We start from the raw sequence: 24838 nt of genomic DNA, 5'->3' as shown, positions 1-24838 counted from the left end.
AAAAACGAATGGGAACATTTTTGGCAGGCGCAGTTGCCGCGCTGTCCATGACCGTATCGGCGGCTTGTGCCGACGCGACGATCAAGATGGTGGAGGTGATCTCCAGCCCGCCGCGCACCGAGCTTTTGAAGAAGCAGATCGCCAGTTTCGAACAGGCCAATCCGGGCACGAAGGTCGAGCTTGTCTCGCTGCCCTGGGGTCAGGCATTCGAGAAATTCCTGACCATGGTGCAGGCCGGCGACACCCCCGACATCGTCGAGATGCCTGAGCGCTGGATGGGGCTTTACGCCAACAACGGTCAGCTTGAGGATCTCGGGCCCTACATGGCCAAGTGGAAGGATGCAGGAACGCTCGGGGACCGCGCCAAGCAGTTCGGCTCTGTCGTCGACAACAAGCAATACATGATCCCTTACGGTTATTATGTCCGGGCCATGTTCTGGAACAAGAAGCTCTTCGCGGAAGCCGGCCTGAAGGAGGCGCCGAAGACGCTCGATGAATTCATGCAAGCCAACAAGAAGATTTCGGCAATCCAGGGCAAGTATGGCTACTGCCTGCGCGGTGGTCCCGGCGGTTTTAACGGCGTGCAGATGTTCATGAACATTGCCAACGGCAAGGGTGGCTATTTCAACCAGGATGGCACCGCGACGCTCAATGAACCTGGCGCCGTCAAGGGTTTGGAAATGCTCGCCGATATCTACAAGAACGGCTATGCACCCAAGGACAGCGTCAGCTGGGGCTTCAATGAAGTCGTCACCGGTTTCTACTCCGGGACCTGCGCCATGCTCGACCAGGATCCCGATGCTTTGATCGGCATCGCCGAGAAGATGAAGCCGGAAGATTTCGGTGTCGCGCCGCTGCCGACAGGACCGAACGGCAAGTCGTATCCGACACTCGGCTATGCCGGCTGGGCAATGTTCGCCAATTCCAAGGTCAAGGACGAGGCCTGGAAGTTGATGGGCACACTGCTTTCTCCAGCTGACAATCTGGAGTTTGCCAAGAATGTCGGCGTGCTGCCGATCCACAACGGCGCGGACAAGGATCCGTATTTCGGTTCCGAAAGCTTCAAGGGCTGGTTCCAGGAGTTGAGTGATCCGAAGACATTCGAGTTCGTCACGCCTCCGACCCATCTGGAAAACCTCGGTAATTTCTATGACTCGGTTTCGGTCAAGAATTTCCAGGAGGTGCTGCTTGGCCAGAAGACGCCCAAGGCGGTTGCCGACGAATGGGCCGCGTTCCTCACCGAACAGCAGCAGGCATGGATGGCCAAGAACAAGAAGTAACGTGACTTGCGAGGATGCTCCGGTGCTTTTGCGCCGGAGCATTTTCCTTTGCTTTCACCAGCCAATCAACCGGGTGGCGAAAGACAAGGAGGGCTTTGCCAAAATGAGGGGCCGAAACATATGGTGATGCAATCGACGGCGGCAGGTTTGCCGCAGAATAGCGGCGGCAAGGGTGCCAAGCGGTCCTTTTCGGTCGCATTCGAGCCCTGGCTTTATCTCAGTCCCGGGCTTGTCCTCCTGCTGCTGGTGCTCGTCGTGCCGCTGATCTTCGGCGTGAGCTATTCCTTCCGCAAATTCTCGGCATTCAAATCCGAATATGTCGGTCTGGCGCAATATCAGGCGCTGTTGCACGATCAGGTGCTTGGCCAGGCCTTGATGAACACGCTGTGGTGGACTGTGGCCAGTCTGGTTCTGCAGTTTTTTCTGGGCCTCGGGCTGGCATTGCTCCTTGACCGGGATTTTGCCGGCAAGAAATTCGTCCAGGCAATTGTCTTTCTGCCATGGGCTGTCCCGTCGTTCCTGTCGGGCCTGACCTGGGCCTGGCTGTTCAACCCGATCGTCGGTCCGCTGCCGCATTGGCTCTTTGCGCTTGGCCTGAAAGCTGAGCCAACGAACATTCTGTCAGATCCTGCCACCGCCATGTGGGGACCGATCATCGCCAATGTCTGGTTCGGCGTTCCCTTCTTTGCCATTACGCTGCTGGCGGCACTGAAATCCATTCCAGGTGAACTGCACGAGGCAGCGGCAATCGACGGCGCCAATCCCTGGCAGCGCTTCACCAAGGTGACTCTGCCCTTCCTTGCACCGACCATTGCCATCACGGTGATGTTGCGCACGATCTGGATCGCCACCTTTGCCGACCTCATCTATGTGATGACTGAAGGTGGGCCTGCCGGTTCCACCAATACGGTCGCCACCTATATCTATGTCAGTGCCTTCAAGACGCTCGATAAGGGTTATGCTTCGGCTGTCGCCGTTTTGCTGCTGGCACTACTCATCCTGTACGCGATCGTGCTGATCCGAATTCGCCGCTCGCTTGTGAGGTATTCCTGATGATTGCCGGACGATCCCGCAACGCGCGCATCCTTGGCGGCATTGGCCTTTACGCCGCCATTGGAGCCTATGTCGTCTTCGCGCTGTTCCCCTTGTTCTGGACGCTGAAGATTTCGGTAACGCCGCAGTCGCTGCTCTATTCGGAGGGCATTACATTTTGGCCTTCGACCGCAACATGGGAAAACTACAAGACCGTGCTGCGCGCAACCGACTTTCCGCGTTACTTCCTCAACAGCGTGATCGTGTCGGTAATCACGGCTCTTTTGGTCACCGTCATCGCCTCGGCCGCTGGCTATGCAATGTCGCGTTTTTCGTTCCACGGCAAGACCACCGTCGCGGTGACGCTACTGCTGACACAGACCTTTCCGCTGGTCATGGTGATACCACCCATCTACCGCATCATGGGTCAGCTTGGGCTTACGAACAGCTTGACCGGCCTGATCATCATTTACACAGCCTTCAACATCGCCTTTGCGACCTTCCTCATGCAGTCGTTCTTCGATGGCATTCCCAAGGATCTGGAGGAAGCCGCGATGATCGATGGCTGTAGCCGTAGCCAGGCGCTGCGCAAGGTCATCATTCCGCTGACGCTGCCCGGCATGGGCGCAACGCTAGGCTTCGTCTTTACCGCCGCATGGAGTGAACTGTTGTTCGCGCTGATGCTGATCAGCAGCGACAGTCAGAAAACCTTCGCGGTCGGACTTCTGACGTTCATCGGCAAGTTTGCCGTCGACTGGGGTCAGATGATGGCAGCCTCCGTGCTCGCTCTCATTCCGGCCTGTCTGTTCTTCGCCTTCCTGCAACGCTACCTCGTCACGGGGCTGACCGCCGGTGCAGTGAAGGGCTAACAAAGGATCAACCAATGGCTTCTGTCACCATTTCGAATGTTCAGAAAAACTACGGCGCCATGAATGTGCTTTCGGCGGTGGATCTTTCTATTGCTGATGGCGAATTCGTCGTCCTTGTCGGCCCTTCCGGCTGCGGCAAGTCCACGCTGCTCAGGATGATTGCCGGGCTGGAGGAAATCTCCGCAGGTGAGATCAAAATAGGTGATCGGGTGGTCAATGATGTGGCGCCGAAAGACCGCGACATTGCCATGGTGTTCCAATCCTATGCGCTCTACCCGCATATGGATGTCGCCTCGAACATGGGCTTTAGCCTGATGCTGCGCAAGACGGCCAAGGAACTTGTCCTCAACCGCGTTGGCAGCGCGGCAAAGCGGCTTGGCCTTGATGTCTACCTGCAACGCTTGCCGCGTCAGCTTTCCGGTGGTCAGCGCCAGCGCGTTGCCATGGGCCGCGCCATCGTGCGTGATCCGAAGGTGTTCCTCTTCGACGAGCCATTGTCCAATCTCGATGCCAAGCTGCGCGTGCACATGCGCACGGAGATCAAGGCGCTGCACCAGCAGCTGAAAACCACCTCCGTCTATGTCACGCATGACCAGGTGGAGGCCATGACGATGGCTGATCGCATCGTCGTCATGCATGACGGCGTGATCCAGCAGGTCGGAACCCCGCTCGAACTCTACGATCATCCCGCCAATCTGTTCGTCGCCGGATTCATCGGCTCGCCGGGCATGAACTTTCTGCCCGCGGTGGTCGCGCGGCAAGGCAACAAGGTTTCAGCCGAACTGACCGACGGCCAGATGATACCTTTGCGGCCGGAATTGAAGGTCGAGGATGGCGACAGGGTCACCGTTGGAATTCGCCCCGAGAACATCGAGGTCGGTACTTCAGCTGCGCTGAAGGCAAAGATAGAAGTCATCGAGCCGCTTGGTTTGTCGACCCAGTTCTATACGCGGCTTGCCGGGCAACAGGTCTGCATCTTCGCCATGGGGCGGACCGATCGCGGGCCTGGCGATACGATTGCTCTCGGCATCAAACCGGCAGATGTCCATGTCTTCCACGGCAAGACGGGCTTAAGATTGTCCTAGAAAAATCGGGGATTGGTGGGCGAGCGAGCTTGGAATAATATTCCCACCTTCTGGGGATTTCTGGTATTAATTTCACCATTATAGCCGTTGCGTCAGCGGTGAATGCCTATGCAGGGCCGTCGCAAAGTGACATTTTTCAGTCATTCGCCGAAAGGCACGTAACAAACGGATGGAAACACAATGAACTGGTTGAAATCACTCCTCATCGTTGGCGCCCTCGCAATTGTGCCCGCACAGGCACAGGCTGCCTCCAATCTCGAGCAGATCAAGGCCGCGGGCGTTTTGAAGATTGGCACGGAAGGCACCTATGCCCCGTTCACCTATCATGATGCTGCAGGCAAGCTCGTCGGCTTCGACGTGGAAATTGGTGAGGCCATCGCCAAGAATCTCGGCGTCAGGGCCGAGTTTCTTGAAGGCAAGTGGGATGGACTGATCGCCGGTCTCGACGCCAATCGTTACGACACGGTCATCAACCAGGTCGGCATCACCGAAGCGCGCAAGCAGAAGTACGATTTCTCCGAACCCTATATTGCTTCCAAGGCCGTGCTCATCATCAAGGGCGACAATACCGAGATCAAGAGCTTTGCCGATCTGAAGGGCAAGAAGTCGGCCCAGTCACTCTCCAGCAATTTCGGCAAGATCGCTCAGGAAGCCGGAGCCGAGCTCGTCGGCACCGATGGTTTTGACCAGTCGATCCAGCTCGTTCTCAACGGCCGGGCCGACGCCACGATCAATGACAGCCTGTCCTTCCTCGATTTCAAGAAGCACAAGCCCGATGCCAATGTGAAGATTGCCGCGCAGCAGGAGAATGCAGATTTCTCCGGGATCATTATCCGCAAGGGTGAACCTGATCTACTTGCGGCCATCAACAAGGCACTTGAGACGGTCAAGGCCGACGGCACTTACCAGAAGATCGCCGACAAGTATTTCGGTCAGGATGTTTCGAAGTAACAACCGTTTACCATTGATGGTTTTTACGCTCTAAGGGGGCAGGGAGCAAAACTCCCTGCCCTTGTCTTTGAGGAGAACCGGCTTGCCCCATTGGCTGACATTGATGCTCGAATCGCTGCCCTCACTGTTGTGGGCGGGGCTGATTTTCACCATTCCGCTGACGCTTTTATCTTTCGTGCTCGGCCTCACGGTGGGCCTCATCGCTGCGCTCATCCGGCTGTTCGCGCCTGGCCCGTTGGCAGCAATCATCAAGTTCTACGTCTGGATCATTCGCGGGACGCCCCTCCTGGTGCAGCTCTTCCTCATTTTCTATGGCCTGCCAAGCGTCGGCATCGTGCTCGACGCCTTCACCGCGGCCCTGATCGGCTTCACGCTGAACATTGGTGCCTACACATCGGAAATTCTACGCGCCGTCATTTCCTCGGTTCCAAAGGGGCAATGGGAAGCTGCCTATTCGATCGGTATGAGCTGGTCGCAGGCCATGCGCCGCACCATCTTGCCACAGGCCTCCAGGGTCGCCGTGCCGCCACTGTCAAACACCTTTATTTCGCTGGTGAAAGACACCTCGCTTGCCGCAGCAATCACCGTGCCGGAATTGTTTCAGGCGGCACAGCGTATCGTGGCAACCACCTATGAGCCCCTAATTCTCTATGTCGAGGCGGCGCTGATTTATCTGGTCCTGAGTTCGGTTCTTTCATCGCTGCAGGCGAGGCTGGAGCATCGCCTGAACCGCTATGGCGGATTCCTGGAGGCGCGCTCATGATGATAGAACTGAAAAACATCGAAAAGCGCTTCGGCGATATGACGGTCCTCAACGATGTTTCGCTCAGTGTTGCCGAGGGCGCCGTCATGGCTTTGGTCGGACCGTCCGGCGGCGGCAAGAGCACGCTGCTGCGCTGCATCAATCTGCTTGAGGTACCCACGGCAGGGTCAGTGGAGATCGCGGGGGACAGGCTGGAATTCCACCCCGGCAGCAGAATAAGCTCGAAGCAAATCCAGCTGCTGCGCCGACATACCGGCATGGTCTTTCAGAACTTCCAGCTCTTCCCGCACCGGACCGTGATCGAAAATGTCACCGAGGGCCTGACCACGGTCCTGAAATGGCCAAAGGATCGGGCGCGGCAGCGGGCAATGGCCTTGCTCGAGAAGGTCGGGCTCGCGCATAAGGCCGAAGTCTGGCCATCGACGCTTTCCGGAGGGCAGCAGCAGCGCGTTGCAATCGCCCGTGCCTTGGCACCGTCACCTAAAGTCCTTTTGTGTGACGAGCCGACCTCGGCGCTCGACCCGGAGCTTTCGGGAGAAGTGGTTGACGTGCTGGCACAGTTGGCGCGGGAAGGCACGACGATGGTCATGGCGACGCACGACCTTCGGTTGGCGTCCAAGATTGCTAACGAAGTGATTGTGCTCGATGCGGGCGTTATCGTTGAAACAGGGACATCGCGCGATATCTTCACGCAGCCCAAGCGGGAGCGCACCAAGCGCTTTATTGCGACCTTGACCCATGAGGAAGGTCACACCTACGGCGAGGGTATCTAGGGCCGGTGGAGAACCAAGGTGTTCAGACAAGTTCACCCCCGCGAAAAAGCGCGTTTTGCCCGATCAAACAACGGCCTGATGGAACAGGAGGCCACCCAGCGGTCGGCGGTCTTGATGAAGTTCGACCGGCATGGCCAAGACAGGCTTGATGGCCCAGCCGTGCAATTGCGTCCGGCTTGCTGGCGATGCGTGGCGGGTCGTGGGCGCGAAAATTTGCCGCAGCGTCGCCGATCAGGCGCAGTGTTCCTGCGCCTTAATGAGTTCGTTTGCAGCGCTCGTTTGGCTCAAACGCCGAGATATCGATCCTGCAACGCCGGCGTCAGTTCATCCGGCCTGCCGGTGAAAACCGTTGCTCCCTTTTCGAGAACAAAACAGCGGTCCACCACTGGCAGAAGTTCGGCCAGCGTCTTGTCGACGACAAGAATTGACTGGCCACCAGCCTTGAGCTTGCGAATCGCCGCCCAGATGTCCTGCCGGATCACGGGCGCGAGACCTTCTGTCGCTTCGTCCAGGACAAGCAGGCTCGGATTGGTCATCAGCGCGCGGCCGATCGCCAGCATCTGTTGCTCACCCCCCGAAAGCGTGTTGGTATATTGATCGCGCCTCTCATCAAGACGCGGAAAGAGCTCGCTCACTTTTTGCAGTGTCCACTCGCTCCCGCGCGCTGCGGCAAGCAGGTTTTCACGCACGGTAAGATTGGGGAAGCAGCGCCGGCCTTCAGGTACAAGACCAAGGCCCAGCCTTGCGATACGGTGTGGTCGCATGCCCCCAAGGTATCTGCCGGCAAAGCTGATGGTACCGGCGCGCGGACGGGCAAGCCCGAAAATGGAATTGATCGTGGTCGTCTTGCCCATGCCATTACGCCCCATCAGCGCGACGACCTCTCCCGCTTCCACGTCAAGATCCACGCCGAACAGCGCCTGGGATGCGCCATAGAACGTTTCAAGAGCATTTATTGCCAGAAGTGTCATGCTGCCTCCCCCAGATAGGCTCGACGCACTTCGGGATCGTTTCGGATGTCGTCGACTTTGCCGGACGCGATAATGCGGCCATAAACGAGCACGGATATCCGGTCAGCAAGCGCGAATACGGCATCCATGTCATGTTCGACGAGCAGGATCGGCGCCTCCCGGCGCAGGCCGCCGAGAAATTTGGTCAAGCTCCTGGAGCCTTCCGGTCCCATGCCGGCCATCGGTTCGTCAAAGAGAAAGGCCTTGGACCCAAGCGCAAGCGCAATGGCGATTTCGAGCTGCCTGCGCTCGCCATGCGAAAGCTCCGCTGCAGGCAGATTTGAGCGTGCTGCCAATCCCACGCGTTCCAGCATGGCCATTGCCGGATCTGTCAGGCTCTTGTCGGCCATGACTGGGCGAAAGAAGCGAAAGCTCGGTCCTTGCCGGGCCTGGACGGCCAGCATGACATTGCGCAGCGCGGAAAACTCCGGGGCCAAGGATGATATCTGGAAGCTGCGTCCAAGGCCAAGGCTTGCCCGCGCCGCCATGCCCAGCCCCGCCATGTCCTGTCCGAGGAAGCGGATCGTGCCGCTGTCCTGCCGGATTGACCCTGAGATCTGATGGATCAGCGTGCTTTTACCCGCTCCATTCGGCCCGATCAGAGCATGAATTTCACCCGGTCTGAGATCAAGGTTCACGCCATCGGTTACCTTTAACGCGCCAAAGTTCTTGCGCAAATCACGGATTTCGAGGACAGGCTCAACCATGTTGCACCTTTCCGGCCAGCAGGCCCAACAAGCCGCCGCGTGCAAAAAGCACAACGCCAAGCAAAATAAGACCAAGGAAGAATTGCCACCGCTCGGTAATGCCGCCAAGCGCATACTCAAAAAACACATACAGCATCGCCCCGGCGACAGGACCAAACAAACGGCCTTTGCCTCCAAGAATGATCAGCACGATCAGTTCCCCCGACATATGCCAGGACAGCATGGAGGGGCTGGCGAACCTGTTCAGATCGGCAAAGAGCGCACCTGCCAGACCCGTCATCATGGCTGACATGACAAATGCAGCGAGATTGATATTGAAGGGCGCGATACCGACAGCCGAAAGGCGCGTCGCGTTCTGTCTTGCTGCTTGCAGCGCCGCGCCGAAACGCGAACCTCGTATGAGCCAGAACAGGGCCAGTGCCAGCATCAATAGGGCATAGCAGACCAGGAAGAACGGCAATGGCTTGGCCGTGTTGACGAGAGGGAGGGAATTGCGCACGTACAGTGACAACCCGTCCTCGCCGCCATAAGCCGGCCAGGAGATGGCGAAATAATAGATCATTTGCGCGAAGGCGAGCGTGATCATGATGAAATAGACGCCGGCCGTCCGCAGGCTGATCGCCCCGATGGGTAACGCAATCAGGGCGCAGATCGCGATCGCCACAAACCAGATCACCGGCATCGATGTGGTGCCCGGTATGCCAAGGAAAAGCGGCTCGCCATTGAAGGCATGGGTGGCAAGAATAGCCGCGACATAGCCGCCAAGGCCAAAGAAAGCCGCATGACCGAACGACACCAGCCCGCCGAGCCCGAGCGCAATGTTGAGTCCGACGGCGGCAAGCGCGAGAATGGCGATACGCGTGGCGAGCGTGATATAAAACGGCTCGCCTATCGCCAGTGCTACCAGCGGTACCGCCATAAGCAACAGAGCCAGCAGGGTGTTCACGGTGGGTTCACGGGCGGCCATTGCGGTTCTCACAACTACGCGGCGAACAGGCCGCGCGGCCTGAAAGCGAGAATCAAGGCCATGACGATATAGATCAGCATGGAGGCGAGGGCGGCTCCGATCATCCCGGCCTGTGATGCTGGCAAGATCAGCGCCAGCGTCTTCGGTAAAAGGAAGCGGCCCATCGTGTCGATGGTACCAACCAGGATCGCGCCGACAAGGGCTCCCTTGATCGATCCGATGCCGCCGATGACAATGACGACGAAGGCGAGGATAAGCACCGGCTCGCCCATCCCGACCTGTACCGATTGCAGGGCTCCAACCAGGGCCCCGGCAAGACCGGCAAGAGCCGCACCGAGCGCAAATACGACGGTATAAAGCGTCTGGATATCGATGCCAAGGGCGGCAATCATTTCGCGGTCCGACTCACCCGCCCGGATGCGCATGCCAAGCCTGGTGCGGGAAATGAGGACATGCAGGCCAACGGCGACGCTGATCCCCACACCTATTACGGCCAGGCGGTAGAGCTGGTATTGGCCGCCGCCGGGGAGCGGCACCGCGCCCTGGAGCAGCGGTGGGATATCAAGGTAGAGCGCAAACGAGCCGAACAGCCAGCGCGAACCTTCAGAAAAGATCAGGATGAGTGCGAAGGTGGCCAGCACCTGATCCAGATGGTCACGTTCGTAAAGCCTTCGGATGACCAGAACTTCCATGATCGCGCCAGCGGCCGCTGCCGCCACCAGGCTGGCGATCAGCCCGATCCAGAATGAGCCAGTCGCCGACGCCACGATGGCGCAGGCGAAGGCACCGATCATGTAAAGCGAACCGTGGGCAAGATTGATAAGTCCCATGACCCCGAAGATCAGTGTCAGCCCGGCCGCCATAAGGAACAGCATCACCCCAAGCTGAAGCCCGTTCAAAAGTTGCTCGATCAATAATGCAGTGGACAAGGTGGCGATCCAGGCTTCGTTTCAGGGTTGAATATAGAGGGCTGCCCGTCGTGGCACGCCGGGCAGGCCTGGCAGAACACAAATGCGCGAATTACATCTTGCACTGGTCCGCATATGCATCCTTGTGATGTTCGAAAGCCGTCGCAACAATCCTGTTGGTCAGCACGTCGCCCTCCTTCACCACTTCCCGGACGTACACGTTCTGGATCGGATGGTTGTTGTTGTTGAACACGAACTCGCCGCGTACGGACTTGAAATCCGCCGCCTTCAGCGCCGCACGGAACGCGTCCTTATCCTTTACACTTGTTTTGGAAAGGGCCGCGATGATGAGGTTGGCCGTGTCCCAGCTCTGCGCCGCGTAGATCGAGGGCAGACGCTTGTATTCGGCCTGGAACGCGTCGACGAACTTCCTGTTGGCTTCATTGTCGAGGTCCTTGGACCATGTCGCCGAGTTCTTTACGCCGAGCGCCGCATCACCGATTGCACCCAGGACATCCTGGTCGAACGAGAAGCCCGGTCCCATGACCGGAATGTTCACGCCCGACTGCGCATACTGCTTCATGAAGGCGATTCCCATGCCCCCCGGCAGGAAGAAAAACACCGAATCCGCGCCGGAATCGCGGATCTGGGCGATTTCGGCTGCGTAGTCGGTCTGCCCGACCTGGGTGTAGATTTCACCCGCCAGTTCACCCTTGTAGAAACGCTTGAAGCCCGTCAGCGAATCCTTGCCGGCCGGATAGTTTGGGGCGAGGACAAAGGTCTTTTTGTAGTCCTTGTTGGCGTATTGTCCCATCGCTTCGTGAAAATTGTCGTTCTGGTAGGCGACATTGAAATAGTTCGCATTGCAGTTCGCGCCGGCAAGAGCCGAGGGACCAGCGTTGGGCGACAGATAGATGATGTCCTGCGCCACCGTATTCGGCACGACCGCCATGGCAAGGTTTGACCAGATGATGCCGGTCAGGAGATCGACCTTGTCGCTCTGGATCATTTTTTCTGCCAGCTGCACCGCGATTTCAGGTTTCTGGGCGTCATCCTCGACAATAAGCTCGATCTCCTTGTTGCCAGACTGTTTGATCGCCAGGGTGAACGCGTCACGCATATCAATGCCAAGACCCGCGCCACCGCCAGACAATGTGGTAATCACACCAATTTTCACAGGTTCGGCATTTGCGGCGCTTGCGGTGGCCAGCGAAAGGCCAAGGATGCTGACTGCTATGATACTCTTCATGTTGTTCCCCTTTTGGGTGTTCCCGTTTTTGGTGGTATTTAATGTCAGAGCCGAGCCCGAACTTTGCAGAATTACCGACACAGCAGCTCAAACCTCATGGTAACTGGAAGCGTCTTGCCCGATACCGTCACGTCCAGCAAACAGTGCAGGCCTGCAACTTCGTGCAGCATGACATCTGTTGAAATTTACTTCAAGCACGAAGTTTCAAGATTAAAATGATTGCTTGGCGATCCTTCGAGCCTCTGTTAGCCTTCAGACCGTTCACGTCGACGGAGGGCAAAGCCGATGATCCATCGCCAGATTTCAGACTGGGATGACGCCTATGCCAATGGCCCGAATATTGCCGGGGGCGACCGCTGGCCGCATGCCTGGGTCGAGCCAGCCAAAATCTACCGCGAGACCCTTTTAGCCGCTGGCCGGGCGAAACTTGATCAGGCCTACGGTAACGGGGCACGCAATCGTTACGACCTCTTCGTGCCTGGAGCGACAGCGAAGGGATTGGTGGTTTTCGTCCACGGTGGATTCTGGCTCAGGCTCGACAAGAGTTTTTGGTCGCACCTTTCAGCCGGTCCGCTGGCTCATGGCTATGCCGTTGCCATGTTGTCGTATTCGCTCTGCCCACAGATACGCATCGCCGGCATCGTGAAAGAGATCGCTGCGGCGATCAGCATAGTGGCAGACATGATCGACGGTCCGCTCCTGCTGGTTGGGCATTCGGCCGGTGGCCACCTCATAAGCAGAATGGTGTCTGCCACATCGCCGCTTCCAGTGCGCCTTGCCGTTCGCATCCGCCATGCAGTGTCTATTTCAGGCATCCACGATCTGCGGCCAATCCTCTCCACCGCAATGAATGGCCATCTTCACATCGATGAAGCCGAGGCGCTGGCGGAAAGTCCGGCTCTGCTGCGTCCGATGGAAAATGCACGCATCACGTGCTGGGTCGGCGGCGGTGAGCGGGCTGAGTTTGTACGCCAGAGCGAACTGCTGGCCAATATTTGGACCGGTCTGGGCGCCGCCACGGCGACAGTGGTGGAACCGGATCGTCACCACTTCAACATCATCGATGGTCTCGCCGATCCTGCGCACGAACTGACGACAACCTTGCTGTCCGGTTGAGTGACAAGAATGGTCGCATTGAACCTGTGATCCCCACAATGATCCCAGCGACAGCCAATGCGCCGCGCTTTGCGTTTTCAAGCTCCCTGCCAGGTGCGGATTGGTGTCCGAGCTTTAGACCAGTCAGAATACGGCATGCAACGGCATGGGTCGTCAGAGATCCAAATGAGTGATGGTCATTGCCTGGTTTTGATAAGGTCGGCCATCCGCTCAGCAATCATGATGGTGGGAATGTTGGTATTTGCGCAAGGTATGCTCGGCATCAGTGAGGCGTCGCAAACACGCAGGTTCTGTGTCCCGTAAACTCTGCCGGATGGCGATGTGACGGCCATGGGATCGACTTGCGCCCCCATCCTGCATGTGCCGGAGGGGTGCCATGTGCCGCCAACATTTTTCTGAACAAAGGACGTGAGTGCCTCATCGTCATCAAGAAGGCCATCGATCGTGACGCCGAGCGTAACGACGCCATGGATGAGGCCTTTGCGCAGGGGCCCGGCATAGTCGAGCATTGCCGCAAGCGCGCCGCGCTGGACGGCGTTCAATCTGCCGGGCGCTGCGACTTTCGCGACGCGCGGCGAATAGCTTGAAGGAAAAACAATATCTCTGAAGCCATTCATCATCGGATTGGTCAGCGTATCCGCGCCGAGCCGCAAAGCGAGTTTCAGCCGTTGCAGATCGCGCTCGTCTGACAGCATCCTGAAATCGACGCAGGGTTCTATCCGCGCGTCAGCAGAGGCAAGTGTAAGCAAGCCGCGCGAATAGGATTTGTTGACCCAGAAAAACAGGCTGCCCATGCGCATGCCGATCGAATGCCATCCGGAGCGGGCAAGGATCGCGCCATGCATGTCGCCCTGCGGTGTGCCTTGCAAGCCTGACGAGAAGCGCAGGATGCACTGTTCGTGATGCTCGGCCTGATCGGTTACCCGCGCCGCAGGAGGCAGGAAGGCGGCGACGGCAATGGATGGATGCTCCATCAGGTTGCGCCCGACCCCAGGCCGATGAGCGATCACCGGAATACCCAGGCTTGCAAGGTCAGCGCCGGGTCCGACGCCGCTGCGCAGCAGCAGCGCCGGCGTGTGGACAGCGCCGGATGAAACGATAATTTCGGAAGCCCGGATCGTGGTGGCCGGTCCACCGCCATGTGCAAGGAGAGTTGCTCCGATGGCCCGGGTCCCCTCAAACAGCAGCCGTTCGACTGTCCGTCCGGTAATGACACGCAGATTTGGCCGCTGTCGCACCATTGGTGTCAGATACACTACCGACGTTGGCACTCGTTCGCCGTTTTCACTGACGGCCACTGCACCGACGAAGACACCGTCTTGCCAGGCACCGTTCTGATCGGGCTGCATCGGATATCCGGTCGCGGTCAATGTGCGCGCAACGGCGCCGACGAAGGGAGACATCCGATCCATCGCCAGCCGTCTGATCGGCAGGGGACCATTGTTCCCATGCAGCGGACCGCCGAAATCACGATCATTCTCGAGCTTGCGGAAATAGGGCAGACAGTTGTCCCAGTTCCAACCGGCGGCACCAAGGGTTTGCCATTCATCGTAATCGCCGGGCGCACCGCGATTGGCCATCAGCGCATTGATCGCCGAGCCGCCTCCGAGGATTCGCGCCTGTTCATAGCGGCGGGGAGTGGGGGGCGCCCGGTTGCTCGTCGCAAAGCCCATGCGTGCAGTCAGCGCGTTCCATATGTTGCCGGTATCGAGATAGGCGCGGCCGGGGTAACGGCTACGAATTTCGCCTGGCATGGTCTCCAGCGTCAGATCGCGGCCGGCCTCGACGAGGGTGACGGTGTTGCGCGGATCTTCCGACAGCCGGGCAGCCAGGACGCATCCGGCTGATCCGCCGCCGACAATAAGGAAGTCGCTTGTCACGCCGGCATGCTCCAGATCTCAATGCCCATTGACGCGCTCTTCCGGCACTGGCTTGGCCTCTCTGGCATTGAGTGCGATCAAAATGACGAGCAGGAATGATACGGCAGTGAGGAGCGAACTGATCGCTGCGATGGTCGGATCAATCTCGTCTCGCAGCGCGGTAAACATTCGCTTGGTCAATGTCTGGTTCTCGCCGCCTGCGATGAACAGGGCAACGACGGTCTCATCCAGGGCCGAGATGAAGGCGAACAACGTTCCCGAAATCACACTCGGCCTGATCTGTGGCAGTGTAACCACGAAGAAGCTGCGCAGCCGGTTCATGCCAAGACTGCGCGCGACCATTTCTTGCGTGGGGTCGAACTTGCGCAGCCCGACGAGCACCGCCGTGATGACATAAGGAATGCCCAGCATGACATTGGCGAGCACGAGCCCCGGTATCGTTGCAAGCAGGCCGACCTTTGCATAAACGAAGAACACACCGATTGCGATGATGACGATCGGCGTCACGAGTGGCAGGAGCAGGATGACCTGGAGGCTCTGCACAAGCCGCGATTTCGAATTGTTGAGCGCATAGGCGGCGGCCGTGCCGAGAACGGTGGAGATAACCGAGCTCGACACTGCAAGGATCAGGCTCACTTTTGTCGCCTGCATCCAGGCTACGCTGCCAAGATAGGCTTCATACCAGCGCAGCGAGAAGGCGGGCGGAGGAAAGCTCAAGAACCGAGCGCTGGAAAACGACATGGGCACGATGATGATGACCGGGATCATCAGGTAAAGCAGAACGAGGCCGACGAAACCGTAAAGTGCAAGGCGAACGGGTGTCATCTCAGTCACCTCATCCCCATCAGCCGCTCGACCGGGATCAAGCGACTGGCGGCCCAGAAGATGGCGAAGACGCAGGCAAGCAGGACGACACTGATCGAACTTGCTGCGCCCCATTCGTTATAGAGCTCGACGTTGCGGCTGACGAGCATGGAGACCATGAAGGTCCGCCCGCCGCCCAAAAGCTCAGGGGTGATGTAGAAACCGAGTGTCAGGACAAAGACAAGCACAGAGCCGGCGATGATGCCTGGCAGCGACAAGGGCAGGAATACGCGCAAGAAGACGTGCGCCGGCGTTCCGCCAAGACTTGCGCCAGCCATGGTCAGCTCCGCGGGTATTTTCTGCATGGTGGCATAAAGCGGCAGCACCATGAAGGGCAGTAGAATGTGAACCGTAGCAATGACGGTACCAAATTCATTGTTCACCAGGATCAGAGGCGTATCAATCAGACCCAGCGATTTCAGGATGCTGTTGATGATGCCTGTGCGCTGCAGGAGGATCAGCCAGGCGTAGGCGCGTACCAGAACACTTGTCCAGAATGGAAGCACGACCATCGCCAGAACCACGATGCTCCAGCGGCGCGGCAGCGATGCCGCCACGTAAGCCACCGGATAGCCGAGCAAAATGGTCGCCGCGGTCACGATGAAGGCGATGCGGAACGTCTGGAGAAAGCTGTGCCAATAGACATCTTCGCTCAAGATGCGGCGATAATTTTCCAACGTGAAACCGTCGTGATAGACCGATTGCCAGGCGAGCCACAGCAGGGGAACAAGCAGCAGGGTAACGATGACGGCCAAAGCCGGCACCAGGAGCAGAAACATCAGTATCTGCTCCTGGCGGTCGTGTCGCCGGAAGGCTTCGGGTCGCGATCGAGGCAAGGAAAATCCTCCCGTCAGACTATATGTCATGGCTTTTGGATAAACTCCGCCCAGCGCTTTTGAACCGCTTCCCCTTCCGCTGAACTCCACCATTCGGTCGAGATCAGAACCTGCTTTGCCGCATTGTCCGGTGAACTGGGCAGTTCGGCTGCCCGTTCAGCCGGGATCTTGCCAGTCTTGAAGGCTTCGGGGTTGCCGGGTCCATAGTCGATCTCAAGTGGCAGATTGGCCTGAATTTCCGGTGCCAGCGCCTCGTTCACGAATTTGATGGCCGTTTCCAGATTCGGCGCGTTCTTGAGAATGCACAGCGAGGTGTTTTGCAAAAAACCCTGGTTGAAGGTAAAGCCGACATCGCCGCCTTCTTTCTGAACCGCGCTCACGCGCCCGTTCCACGCCATTTCCATGTCGACTTCACCGTCGCTCAAAAGCTGGGCCGATTGGCCACCGGAGGTCCACCAGACCGTGATATGCGGTTTGATCTCTTCCAGCTTCTTGAACGCCCGGTCGACATCGATCGGATAGATCTTGTCAGGGGCAACGCCGTCAGCAAGAAGTGCGGCTTCGAGCGTGGCCAGGGGATGATTGCGAAGCGCCCGGGTTCCAGGAAACTTCTTCACATCCCAGAAATCCGCCCATGACTGCGGTGGATTATCGCCGAACTTGCTCTTGTTGTAGGCCAGCACGCTCGAATAGAATTCATATGCGGCCGAATAAGGCGTCTTGTATTTTTCCGGCATCTTTTCGGCATTGGGAATCTTGCTGAAATCGAGCTTTTCGATCAGCCCCTGTTCACCGCCGCGGATGCAGTCTTTGGTTGGCGTATCAACGACATCCCAGACCGGCTTTCCGGTCGCGCCCTGCGTCTTGATCACAGGCCAGGCATCAGGGGAACTGTCCTGATTGATGGTGATGCCGAGTTTTTCGGCAACCGGGTCAAGGATGGCCTTGGTCTGGGCCTCCTGATAGGCACCCCCTTGCGAAATGAAGGTGATCTGCTCGGCAAATGCGCTTGTGGCCATCAGGGTCGCGCCCGCGCAAGCCACCGCGAGGGTAACTTTGGAATGTTGGTACCGCATGTTCGTTCTCCTCTGTTTTTCCTGAGGCGCCAGGCCTCTTTAACGGTCACTCAAATCGGCGGGTCTTAACGCCCGATTGCATCAAGGAACTGGTACCAGCCGGCAACAAGCCGGACGGCGGGTTCTCGAATGGGGTAGAAGGGGACTTTCTTCAGGCGTTCTGACGCAAGAAGTCCGATATTCGGCCTGTTGCCGGTAACAATCTCCGCCAGATATTTGCCCATCAGCGTCGACATCGCGACCCCGGTGCCATTATATCCGACGGCATAGCTGATCCTGTCGTCGAGCCGCCCAACATGTGGAATGCTGTCGAGTGTCATGCCAACCAGCCCCGACCAGCGATGCGTTACCTGGACATCGGCGAGTTCCGGAAACTGCGCGACCATGGCTTTTTGCAAGGCAGCGAAGGCCGATGGTGAATCGGTCTTGCCGAACGCACCGCGGCCGCCAAACAGCAGCCGGTCGCCAGATTTGCGGAACCAGCGCATCATGCGCCGTGTCTCCGTGTAGCTGCGGCCCTTGCAAAGCAGCGTTGCCGCCGGCTTGCCGGTTAGCGGTTCGGTCGCGATTATGGCGCTGCGGAAGGGGATAAGGGTTCGCTGCACACTTTGTGTGGCTGAAGTCAGATCCGAGTAGGCGTTCGTCGCCATGACTGCGTGGCGGGAGTTGATGGTTCCGCTTGGCGTTTCGAGCACCAGCCCTGCGCTGTCACGCCGTATCGAGGTGACCGGGCTCTGTTCGAAAATCGCAATGCCCTCGGCGGCTATTCCGGAAGCAATGCCGCGAACGAAATTGAGGGGGTGGATGACGCCGCCATGGGTATTGAGAAGTCCCCCGGTAAAACCTTCCGACCCGGTTTCCTCCAGCATTTGTGATGGCGCAAGAATGGACGTGGAATGATCGCCGAGCACCCCGTTAAGCCATGCGACCTCCTGCTTGAGGGCAGCGAGCGAAATTTCATTGTGCGCACAGCGCAGGCTGCCGCTTTCCTGAAAGTTTGCCTCTTTGATACCATAGGCTTCGACCAGTTCGCCGACATGATCAATGGCCTCGATACCGAGGTCGTGCATGTGCCGCGCCATGTCGATGCCCCAGCCTTCGGCAATGCCGGAGAAGGTCAGGCGGAACTTGCCCGAAACCACACCGCCATTGCGCCCGCTCGCACCCCAGCCAACGCGGCTCGCCTCAAGCACGACGGGGCTCAGACCCTTGCGTGCCAGATAGCGGGCGGCGGCGAGCCCCGTATAGCCACCGCCTATGATGGCAACATCATATTGCCTGTCGCCGGACAGCTTGCCAAAGCGCGGCTCACTGGCGGCCGTATCACTCCACAGCGATGTGATTTCAGACAGGGGCGGGGCGGAGACCATGGATATGCTTCTCCGGATCAGGCTGCCGTTGCCGAATTGTGGAAGCTGAGAATTTCCGCGTCCACCGCGTCGGCAAGCTGCTTCAGCGACGCAAAATGATAGTCGGGCTTTGTCAGCGTTGCCGGGGCGGGGGTTCCGCCAAAACCTTCCAGGCCCTGTCGGCGCTCGATCCAGCACACAGTGTAGCCAAGATCCTTGGCGATGCCGATATCGTGGTGCTGGCTCTGCGCCACGTGAAGGATCTCGTTGAACTGGTAGCCATGCGCGGACTGGCGGCCGCGGTTGAACGCAAAGAACTGCGGGTTCGGCTTGGCAACACCTGTCTCATCGCATGTGACACTGTCATGGAACGGATTGCCGAGCGTGGCAGAATAAGCGGAAAACGCAGTGCGATCCGCATTGGTCATGGCAACCAGGCGGAAATTCTTGCGCAGCCGCTTCAACGCGGCAACGGAATCGGCGAAAGCGGGCCAGCGGAATATCGAAAGCTGGAAGGCGTCCGCCGTTGCATCGTCGTTCCGCAAACCGAGTTCAGTGGCAAGCGACCGATAGACGTCCTTCATGGCAAAGCTGGAGCGGCCGTAGAATTTGTCCCTGCCGCGCTTGTAGGCTTCGAAAATCTCGTCTTCGGGAGCCCTGGCTGCCTTGTCGCCGCCAAGTTCGCGAATGGCGCTTATGACGCCCGTTTCGAAGTCGATCAGTGTGCCGACAACGTCGAATGTGAGGACTTTGAAGGTTGTAAGTGACATTTGCATTCTCTCGTCAGTTTGTTCGGATTGCGGTTATTTGATTAATAGGCGGCCTTGGGAACCACGATCGTATCCTGGGGATGGAGCCCGATGGTCATTCTGGATCCCACGGGTTTGATCTTTGTCAGGCCCGTGTGATTGCTCGGCTGGCGCAGACTCAACTTCGTACCATCGTCGAGTTTTACGAAGACGCGAGCACTTTCACCTTGATAGAGGACCTCAGTCACGGTGCCGGCCATGCGATTGAGGATGCCGTCATCGGCATCATCGGCGATCAGCAATTTCTCGGCGTGGACAGCGAGAAAAATTTCTTTGCCCTGAGGGACCGGGTGGGCGGAGCGCAGATGGTACGGTCCAAGCCTGGCACACCCTGTCGCCGCATAGTCCACAGGAACGAGGGTTGCTTCGCCGATAAAGCTTGCAACAAAGGAATCCGACGGATGATCGTGCAGGCGGACCGGTGTATCGATCTGCACGATCTTGCCGCGATTCATGATGGCCACACGGTCGCTCATCGTCAGCGCTTCCCGCTGATCATGGGTCACGTAAATGATGGTTGCGCGCAGTTTCTGGTGCAGATGGCGCAGTTCGATCTGCATGTTCTCGCGCAACTGTTTGTCCAGCGCAGACAGCGGTTCATCCATTAAAATAAGCCGCGGTTCGAAGATGATGGCGCGTGCAAGGGCAACGCGCTGCCGCTGGCCGCCGGAAAGTTCGGTAATGCGCCGGTGCTCGAAGCCTGTGAGTTCGACCATCGAAAGTGCGTCCCGCACCTTGGCGGCCCATGTTGACTTCGGCTGGCGGCGTGCGCGCAGCGGGAAAGCAACATTCTCGCCCACGCTCATATGCGGAAACAGCGCGTAGTTCTGAAAAACGATACCGATATCGCGCTTGTGGGGCGGAGCATATGTAATATCCTTCTCGCCGAGAAACACCGAACCGGAGGTGGGCTGTACAAAGCCGCCGAGAATGCCGAGAAAGGTGGTCTTGCCCGACCCCGAGGGGCCAAGGAGGGAAACGAACTCACCCGCACCGACCTCGAGGCTTACGTCGTCCAGGGCGTGAAAGGCTCCGTAGCTCTTGCGCGCATTGCGGATCGATACACCGACACTTTCAATATTTCTTGCGATATTCATTGAGATCCACTGCAACTTTCCTTGCAAACCAGCACCGAAGCCGGATGCAATCCTGTTCATTGAGCAGAGATATACAGCCCCTTTCGCTGGCGAAGGACTCCCCGCCAGACGGCAAAACCGTATCGATTTCCCCTTGTTCTTGGCCTTTCCAAAAAGCCTGTTGACGATAACAGATCAAAAGATGGATGAGCTGGCAATTGAAAAAAAGTTGGCTGAGGTGTTACATGGTGTAATGACCTTACTGCGCCGTTCCCTGCCGTCGATGAATGCCCTCTTTACTTTCGAGGCGGCAGCCCGTTGCGGGAATTTTTCCAAAGCGGCGAACGAACTGAATGTCACACCCGCGGCAGTCAGCCGGATGATCGCGCGGCTGGAAGACCATCTCGGCACGCAGCTTTTCGTTCGCATTGCGACAGGATCGTCCTTAAGTGAAGCGGGCACGATCCTGTTCGAGAGCATAACCAAAGGTTTTTCGGGAATTGAAAATGCGTTGCGCGAAATCGAGGACCGCCAGACCGGTCTCGAAACGGTTTCGCTTTCGGTTTCAACCGGGTTCACCACGCATTGGCTGATGCCACGAATGAGCAAGTTCAAGTCAGACTTCCCGAATGTCGACCTGCGCTTCCAACTTGTCATAGGTGCACTTGGTGGTTCCGTTGCCGATGTCGACCTTGGAATGCGCTTTGTCGACGGCGCGGATGAACGGCACGAAGCCGCTTTGATCATGCCGGAAATCCTGATGCCGATTTGCAGCCCATCCTATTATGAGCAGTACGCGACCGGACAGGAGGGGGTGGAGGCACCCGTCTATACAATCGTCAATCTGGATAGCGCCCAGCCCGACTGGTCCGGCCTGTTTCTGCCCCGCCAGGCCGGAGAAACGGTCAATTCGCTCATCTTTTCGGACTATGCGATTGTTGTGCAAGCGGCATTGCTCGGTCAGGGTGTGGCCCTGGGCTGGCTGAATGTCGTTGCGCACTGGCTGCGCACGCGGGCACTGGTCCCTGCGCGGCAGGATCTGATGGTAACGGGGCGGCTTTGCCATCTGGTGCGCATGCGCGACAAGCCGCGCCGCCCAGTGGTGTCGCACATCCGCGACTGGATTATCGCCGAACTGCTTGAAGACGTTCTCGATCTTGATAGGCAATATCCTGCTCTCGGACTCCAGGCACTGCTCGATAGGAAATCGCCTATGGCGTCAACCGAGAATTGACCGGTGTTGCTGCCCGTGTCTGCCTTGAATGAGTGCTTTCAAAGGCCTTGACCTTACCACGATGGGAAGCCCTATCTTGCTGGCAACAGGACAAAAGAGGTCTTCCAATGAGCATGCCAGACGTTCAGATTCGCCCAAATCATCGATTGGTCATTGAAGGCATGACATGCGCCTCATGCGTTGGCCGGGTGGAGAAAGCCATTGCAAATGTACCTGGCGTCGCCAAGGCTTCGGTTAATCTTGCAACAGAACGCGCCGATATTGCCTTTTCCGGCACGCCCGACGTTCCAGCCGTGATCACTGCGATCCGCAATGCCGGTTACGAGGTGGGCGAAAGAACCATCGAGCTCGATATCGAAGGCATGAACTGTGCGTCCTGTGTCGGCCGGGTCGAGAAGGCGCTCCGGGCCGTCTCCGGGGTTACCAATGCCAGCGTCAACCTGGCGATGGAACGGGCAACCGTGCGGGTTGCGACCGCAAGTACGACCGCTTCGCGTCTGGCACAGGCCATCAAGGCTGCAGGCTACGCAGCCAATGAGGTCGCTACAGGCAAGGCCGAAGATGGCGGTCCTGACCGGCGCGAAGCCGAGTTGCGCAGCCTGAAGATCAGTCTCGCGGCCGCTGCCGTGCTGACGATACCGGTGTTTGTCCTTGAAATGGGATCGCATCTCGTGCCCGCTATCCACGAATTCGTCATGGAAACCGTGGGCATGCGGGAGAGCTGGTATCTCCAGTTTCTGTTGACCACGCTGGTGCTGTTTGGTCCTGGCTTGCGCTTCTTCAGGAAGGGGGTGCCGGCACTGTTGCGCTTGGCACCCGACATGGATTCGCTTGTCGTACTCGGTACCACGGCGGCTTGGGGCTTCTCGGTCGTCGCCACCATTGCGCCGCAACTCCTGCCCGAAGGCACAACCAATGTCTATTATGAGGCCGCCGCGGTTATCGTGTCGCTTATCCTGCTCGGGCGCTATCTTGAAGCCCGCGCCAAGGGCCGCACGAGCGAAGCGATCAAGCGGCTGCTCGGACTGCAGGCCAGGTCGGCGCGCGTTCTGCGCAATGGGGAAGCGGTCGATGTACCACTTCAGCAGGTACGCACGGGCGATGTGGTCATTGTCCGTCCCGGCGAGAAAGTCCCGGTTGACGGTGTGGTGATCGACGGGTCGTCCTACGTGGATGAATCGATGATTACTGGCGAGCCCGTGCCCGTGAACAAGGCCGGCGGTTCGGACGTCGTTGGCGGGACGGTCAACAAGAACGGCTCCTTCGCCTTCCGGGCAACGAAGGTTGGAAGTGACACGCTGATTGCCCAGATCATTCGCATGGTCGAGGAGGCCCAGGCGGACAAGCTGCCGATCCAGGCGATGGTGGACAGGGTGACAAACTGGTTCGTGCCCGCTGTCATGCTTGCGGCTGCCGCGACGTTCATTGTCTGGCTCATTTTCGGTCCCGATCCCGCCCTGACCTTTGCCCTTGTGAATGCAGTCGCCGTTTTGATCATAGCCTGCCCCTGCGCGATGGGGCTGGCAACACCGACGTCGATCATGGTGGGGACCGGCCGCGCGGCGGAGATGGGTGTGCTGTTTCGCCGAGGAGATGCCCTGCAGACGCTGCGCGACGCTGAAGTCATCGCGCTCGACAAGACCGGTACGCTGACACTCGGCGAACCGACACTTGCCTATTTCAAGACGAGCGAAGGTTTCGCTCGCAACGAAATCTTGAGCCTCGTCGCCTCACTCGAAGCGCGATCCGAGCATCCCATTGCCGAGGCCATTGTCGACGCCGCCAGGCGTGACGGCTTGCCGCTCGCTGCCGCAGATAATTTCGCAGCAACACCCGGTTTTGGTGTTGCCGCAATGATTGGCGGCCGGAAAGTCGAAGTAGGCGCCGACCGGTTCATGGCAAGGCTCGGCCACAGCGTCGCCCCTTTTGCCAATGATGCCGAGCGCCTTGCCCGGGAAGGGCAGTCACCGCTTTATGCTGCCGTTGATGGCAGGCTTGCTGCGATCATCACGGTTGCCGACCCGATCAAGCCGACAACGCCCGAAGCGATTGCCGCATTGCATGGACTGGGCCTCAAAGTTGCGATGATTACGGGCGACAATCGCCGCACCGCCGAAGCGATCGCCCGGCGTCTGGGGATCGATGAAGTTGTGGCAGAAGTGCTGCCTGACGGTAAGGTCGAGGCGGTAAAGCGGCTGGCGTCAAAGGGGCAGCGCGTCGCCTTTGTCGGCGACGGTATCAACGACGCTCCAGCGCTGGCCGCTGCGGATGTCGGCATTGCCATCGGCACGGGCACAGATGTCGCGATTGAAAGTGCCGGCGTGGTGCTGATGTCCGGGGATCTGCGCGGCGTGGTCAATGCCATTGCCCTGTCGAGAGCCACAATCCGGAACATCGGCCAGAACCTGTTCTGGGCCTTTGCCTACAATGCGGCGCTCATTCCGGTGGCTGCAGGCGCGCTCTATCCGGTTAATGGCACATTGTTGTCCCCCGTGCTCGCAGCGGGTGCCATGGCCCTTTCGAGTGTGTTCGTTCTGACCAACGCGCTACGGCTCAAAAGATTCAGCCCTCCACTGCATGGGGCATGATCGCGCAGACGATCGAGGCGACCCATGATCAAGCTGGTACGGGTCAAGATCGGGAACCGCAATCAATTCAACGTCGGAAGAGACGGCACTTGCCCGAAACATGGGACAACCGATTTGATGTCTATTTTGGCGTCAGGGCATCACGTGACCTATATATGGTTGAGGACTTTCGTGAATTGAGCATGCTGTACGCCAGCCCCAGCTTTGTTCCCGTCTGGTCGCAGCAAGCGCAAGCTGGAAGACGCAGTGATCAAGTGGGAGCGGGCGCCGACGAGGATTTCAACGACCGTGATGGCTGGAAAGCCCATCTTGCCGGACCGCCCGCCATGATCGATGCTACGGCACCGCTCCTCATCAGGCGGGGTGTTCGGGCGGCCGACATTCACGCAGAGCGTTAGACGAACTGACAGGAGCAA

23 protein-coding genes are annotated in these 24838 nt (G+C 58.4%); 11 read left to right on the top strand and 12 right to left on the bottom strand.

Translation table 11 applies throughout. The features are described 5' to 3' along the window. Positions 1-8 precede the first annotated feature (8 nt). The 7 genes from CU103_RS17615 (at position 9) to CU103_RS17585 (ending at position 6753) form a co-directional block, all read left to right on the top strand. A complete protein-coding gene (locus CU103_RS17615) occupies positions 9-1280 on the top strand; it encodes an ABC transporter substrate-binding protein (protein ID WP_162707129.1) in 1272 nt (423 codons plus the stop codon). Between the two features lie 120 nt (positions 1281-1400). Beyond that, positions 1401-2333 (top strand): carbohydrate ABC transporter permease, encoded by a 933-nt coding sequence (locus CU103_RS17610; protein WP_106665349.1) that lies wholly within the window; start codon positions 1401-1403, stop codon positions 2331-2333. Beyond that, positions 2333-3181: a carbohydrate ABC transporter permease gene (locus CU103_RS17605; RefSeq protein ID WP_106665348.1), complete on the top strand. Its 849-nt coding sequence runs from the start codon at positions 2333-2335 to the stop codon at positions 3179-3181. Before CU103_RS17610 ends, CU103_RS17605 begins: the two co-directional genes overlap by 1 nt. Before the next feature lie 14 nt (positions 3182-3195). Further along, positions 3196-4266: an ABC transporter ATP-binding protein gene (locus CU103_RS17600; protein WP_106665347.1), complete on the top strand. Its 1071-nt coding sequence runs from the start codon at positions 3196-3198 to the stop codon at positions 4264-4266. A gap of 180 nt (positions 4267-4446) precedes the next feature. Further along, entirely contained in the window at positions 4447-5217 is a 771-nt protein-coding gene (locus CU103_RS17595) for an amino acid ABC transporter substrate-binding protein (protein WP_106665346.1), read from the top strand. 82 nt (positions 5218-5299) lie between these two features. Then, on the top strand, positions 5300-5980 hold the full coding sequence (locus tag CU103_RS17590) for an amino acid ABC transporter permease (RefSeq protein ID WP_106665345.1): 681 nt from the start codon (positions 5300-5302) through the stop codon (positions 5978-5980). Continuing rightward, positions 5980-6753 (top strand): amino acid ABC transporter ATP-binding protein, encoded by a 774-nt coding sequence (locus CU103_RS17585; protein ID WP_106665497.1) that lies wholly within the window; start codon positions 5980-5982, stop codon positions 6751-6753. The genes CU103_RS17590 and CU103_RS17585 overlap by 1 nt, the downstream gene beginning before the upstream one ends. 284 nt (positions 6754-7037) lie before the next feature. On the opposite strand, the gene CU103_RS17580 is transcribed toward CU103_RS17585, so the two are convergent. From CU103_RS17580 to CU103_RS17560, 5 genes are all read right to left on the bottom strand, one after another. Further along, positions 7038-7724, bottom strand: coding sequence for an ABC transporter ATP-binding protein (locus tag CU103_RS17580; protein ID WP_106665344.1), 687 nt, complete (start codon positions 7722-7724; stop codon positions 7038-7040). Further along, positions 7721-8470 (bottom strand): ABC transporter ATP-binding protein, encoded by a 750-nt coding sequence (locus CU103_RS17575; RefSeq protein ID WP_106665343.1) that lies wholly within the window; start codon positions 8468-8470, stop codon positions 7721-7723. The genes CU103_RS17580 and CU103_RS17575 overlap by 4 nt, the downstream gene beginning before the upstream one ends. Then, complete coding sequence (locus CU103_RS17570) at positions 8463-9437, bottom strand: branched-chain amino acid ABC transporter permease (protein ID WP_106665342.1); 975 nt, start codon at positions 9435-9437, stop codon at positions 8463-8465. Before CU103_RS17570 ends, CU103_RS17575 begins: the two co-directional genes overlap by 8 nt. A 14-nt stretch (positions 9438-9451) precedes the next feature. Continuing rightward, the gene (locus CU103_RS17565; RefSeq protein ID WP_106665341.1) at positions 9452-10366 is read right to left on the bottom strand and encodes a branched-chain amino acid ABC transporter permease; all 915 of its coding nucleotides are present in this window, start codon (positions 10364-10366) and stop codon (positions 9452-9454) included. Positions 10367-10457: 91 nt separating this feature from the next. After that, positions 10458-11594 (bottom strand): ABC transporter substrate-binding protein, encoded by a 1137-nt coding sequence (locus tag CU103_RS17560; RefSeq protein WP_106665340.1) that lies wholly within the window; start codon positions 11592-11594, stop codon positions 10458-10460. A gap of 285 nt (positions 11595-11879) precedes the next feature. On the opposite strand from CU103_RS17560, the gene CU103_RS17555 reads away from it, so the two are divergent. Next, positions 11880-12710 carry an alpha/beta hydrolase gene (locus tag CU103_RS17555; RefSeq protein WP_106665339.1) on the top strand — a complete coding sequence of 277 codons (831 nt, stop codon included), beginning with the start codon at positions 11880-11882 and terminating at the stop codon, positions 12708-12710. Positions 12711-12886: 176 nt separating this feature from the next. Here CU103_RS17555 and CU103_RS17550 read toward each other — a convergent pair whose 3' ends face one another. The 7 genes from CU103_RS17550 to CU103_RS17520 all read right to left on the bottom strand — a co-directional run bounded on the left by CU103_RS17550 (position 12887) and on the right by CU103_RS17520 (position 20621). Further along, complete coding sequence (locus tag CU103_RS17550; protein ID WP_106665338.1) at positions 12887-14590, bottom strand: GMC family oxidoreductase; 1704 nt, start codon at positions 14588-14590, stop codon at positions 12887-12889. A gap of 18 nt (positions 14591-14608) precedes the next feature. Then, complete coding sequence (locus CU103_RS17545; protein ID WP_106665337.1) at positions 14609-15415, bottom strand: ABC transporter permease; 807 nt, start codon at positions 15413-15415, stop codon at positions 14609-14611. Between the two features lie 5 nt (positions 15416-15420). After that, complete coding sequence (locus tag CU103_RS17540) at positions 15421-16233, bottom strand: ABC transporter permease (protein ID WP_245448856.1); 813 nt, start codon at positions 16231-16233, stop codon at positions 15421-15423. A gap of 83 nt (positions 16234-16316) precedes the next feature. After that, positions 16317-17366: an ABC transporter substrate-binding protein gene (locus CU103_RS17535; protein ID WP_106665335.1), complete on the bottom strand. Its 1050-nt coding sequence runs from the start codon at positions 17364-17366 to the stop codon at positions 16317-16319. A gap of 65 nt (positions 17367-17431) precedes the next feature. Then, entirely contained in the window at positions 17432-18736 is a 1305-nt protein-coding gene (locus CU103_RS17530) for an NAD(P)/FAD-dependent oxidoreductase (RefSeq protein WP_106665334.1), read from the bottom strand. 17 nt (positions 18737-18753) lie between these two features. Beyond that, complete coding sequence (locus CU103_RS17525) at positions 18754-19485, bottom strand: HAD-IA family hydrolase (RefSeq protein WP_106665333.1); 732 nt, start codon at positions 19483-19485, stop codon at positions 18754-18756. Between the two features lie 41 nt (positions 19486-19526). After that, positions 19527-20621, bottom strand: a complete 1095-nt coding sequence (locus tag CU103_RS17520; RefSeq protein WP_106665496.1) for an ABC transporter ATP-binding protein — start codon at positions 20619-20621, stop codon at positions 19527-19529. 232 nt (positions 20622-20853) lie between these two features. Between CU103_RS17520 and CU103_RS17515 the strand changes: the two genes are divergently transcribed. The 3 genes from CU103_RS17515 (at position 20854) to CU103_RS17505 (ending at position 24820) form a co-directional block, all read left to right on the top strand. Continuing rightward, a complete protein-coding gene (locus CU103_RS17515; RefSeq protein WP_106665495.1) occupies positions 20854-21834 on the top strand; it encodes a LysR family transcriptional regulator in 981 nt (326 codons plus the stop codon). A 107-nt stretch (positions 21835-21941) separates the two neighbouring features. Continuing rightward, the gene (locus CU103_RS17510) at positions 21942-24422 is read left to right on the top strand and encodes a heavy metal translocating P-type ATPase (protein ID WP_106665332.1); all 2481 of its coding nucleotides are present in this window, start codon (positions 21942-21944) and stop codon (positions 24420-24422) included. Between the two features lie 89 nt (positions 24423-24511). Then, positions 24512-24820, top strand: a complete 309-nt coding sequence (locus tag CU103_RS17505; protein WP_146147811.1) for a ferredoxin reductase domain-containing protein — start codon at positions 24512-24514, stop codon at positions 24818-24820. Positions 24821-24838: the final 18 nt, after the last annotated feature.

This window comes from Phyllobacterium sophorae (genome assembly GCF_003010965.1).
In the GTDB taxonomy this organism is placed as follows: Bacteria; Pseudomonadota; Alphaproteobacteria; order Rhizobiales; family Rhizobiaceae; genus Phyllobacterium; species Phyllobacterium sophorae.
Note: the sequence above shows the minus strand (reverse complement) of the source record. Positions and strands in the feature narration are given on the sequence as shown.

Bases quoted from the DNA above. Each gene is read 5' to 3' on its own strand.
- CU103_RS17615 (WP_162707129.1), top strand. From the start codon at position 9: ATGGGAACATTTTTGGCAGGCGCAGTTGCCGCGCTGTCCATGACCGTA.
- CU103_RS17610 (WP_106665349.1), top strand. From the start codon at position 1,401: ATGGTGATGCAATCGACGGCGGCAGGTTTGCCGCAGAATAGCGGCGGC.
- CU103_RS17605 (WP_106665348.1), top strand. From the start codon at position 2,333: ATGATTGCCGGACGATCCCGCAACGCGCGCATCCTTGGCGGCATTGGC.
- CU103_RS17600 (WP_106665347.1), top strand. From the start codon at position 3,196: ATGGCTTCTGTCACCATTTCGAATGTTCAGAAAAACTACGGCGCCATG.
- CU103_RS17595 (WP_106665346.1), top strand. From the start codon at position 4,447: ATGAACTGGTTGAAATCACTCCTCATCGTTGGCGCCCTCGCAATTGTG.
- CU103_RS17585 (WP_106665497.1), top strand. From the start codon at position 5,980: ATGATAGAACTGAAAAACATCGAAAAGCGCTTCGGCGATATGACGGTC.
- CU103_RS17580 (WP_106665344.1), bottom strand. From the start codon at position 7,724: ATGACACTTCTGGCAATAAATGCTCTTGAAACGTTCTATGGCGCATCC.
- CU103_RS17575 (WP_106665343.1), bottom strand. From the start codon at position 8,470: ATGGTTGAGCCTGTCCTCGAAATCCGTGATTTGCGCAAGAACTTTGGC.
- CU103_RS17570 (WP_106665342.1), bottom strand. From the start codon at position 9,437: ATGGCCGCCCGTGAACCCACCGTGAACACCCTGCTGGCTCTGTTGCTT.
- CU103_RS17560 (WP_106665340.1), bottom strand. From the start codon at position 11,594: ATGAAGAGTATCATAGCAGTCAGCATCCTTGGCCTTTCGCTGGCCACC.
- CU103_RS17555 (WP_106665339.1), top strand. From the start codon at position 11,880: ATGATCCATCGCCAGATTTCAGACTGGGATGACGCCTATGCCAATGGC.
- CU103_RS17545 (WP_106665337.1), bottom strand. From the start codon at position 15,415: ATGACACCCGTTCGCCTTGCACTTTACGGTTTCGTCGGCCTCGTTCTG.
- CU103_RS17540 (WP_245448856.1), bottom strand. From the start codon at position 16,233: ATGTTTCTGCTCCTGGTGCCGGCTTTGGCCGTCATCGTTACCCTGCTG.
- CU103_RS17535 (WP_106665335.1), bottom strand. From the start codon at position 17,366: ATGCGGTACCAACATTCCAAAGTTACCCTCGCGGTGGCTTGCGCGGGC.
- CU103_RS17530 (WP_106665334.1), bottom strand. From the start codon at position 18,736: ATGGTCTCCGCCCCGCCCCTGTCTGAAATCACATCGCTGTGGAGTGAT.
- CU103_RS17525 (WP_106665333.1), bottom strand. From the start codon at position 19,485: ATGTCACTTACAACCTTCAAAGTCCTCACATTCGACGTTGTCGGCACA.
- CU103_RS17520 (WP_106665496.1), bottom strand. From the start codon at position 20,621: ATGAATATCGCAAGAAATATTGAAAGTGTCGGTGTATCGATCCGCAAT.
- CU103_RS17515 (WP_106665495.1), top strand. From the start codon at position 20,854: ATGACCTTACTGCGCCGTTCCCTGCCGTCGATGAATGCCCTCTTTACT.
- CU103_RS17510 (WP_106665332.1), top strand. From the start codon at position 21,942: ATGAGCATGCCAGACGTTCAGATTCGCCCAAATCATCGATTGGTCATT.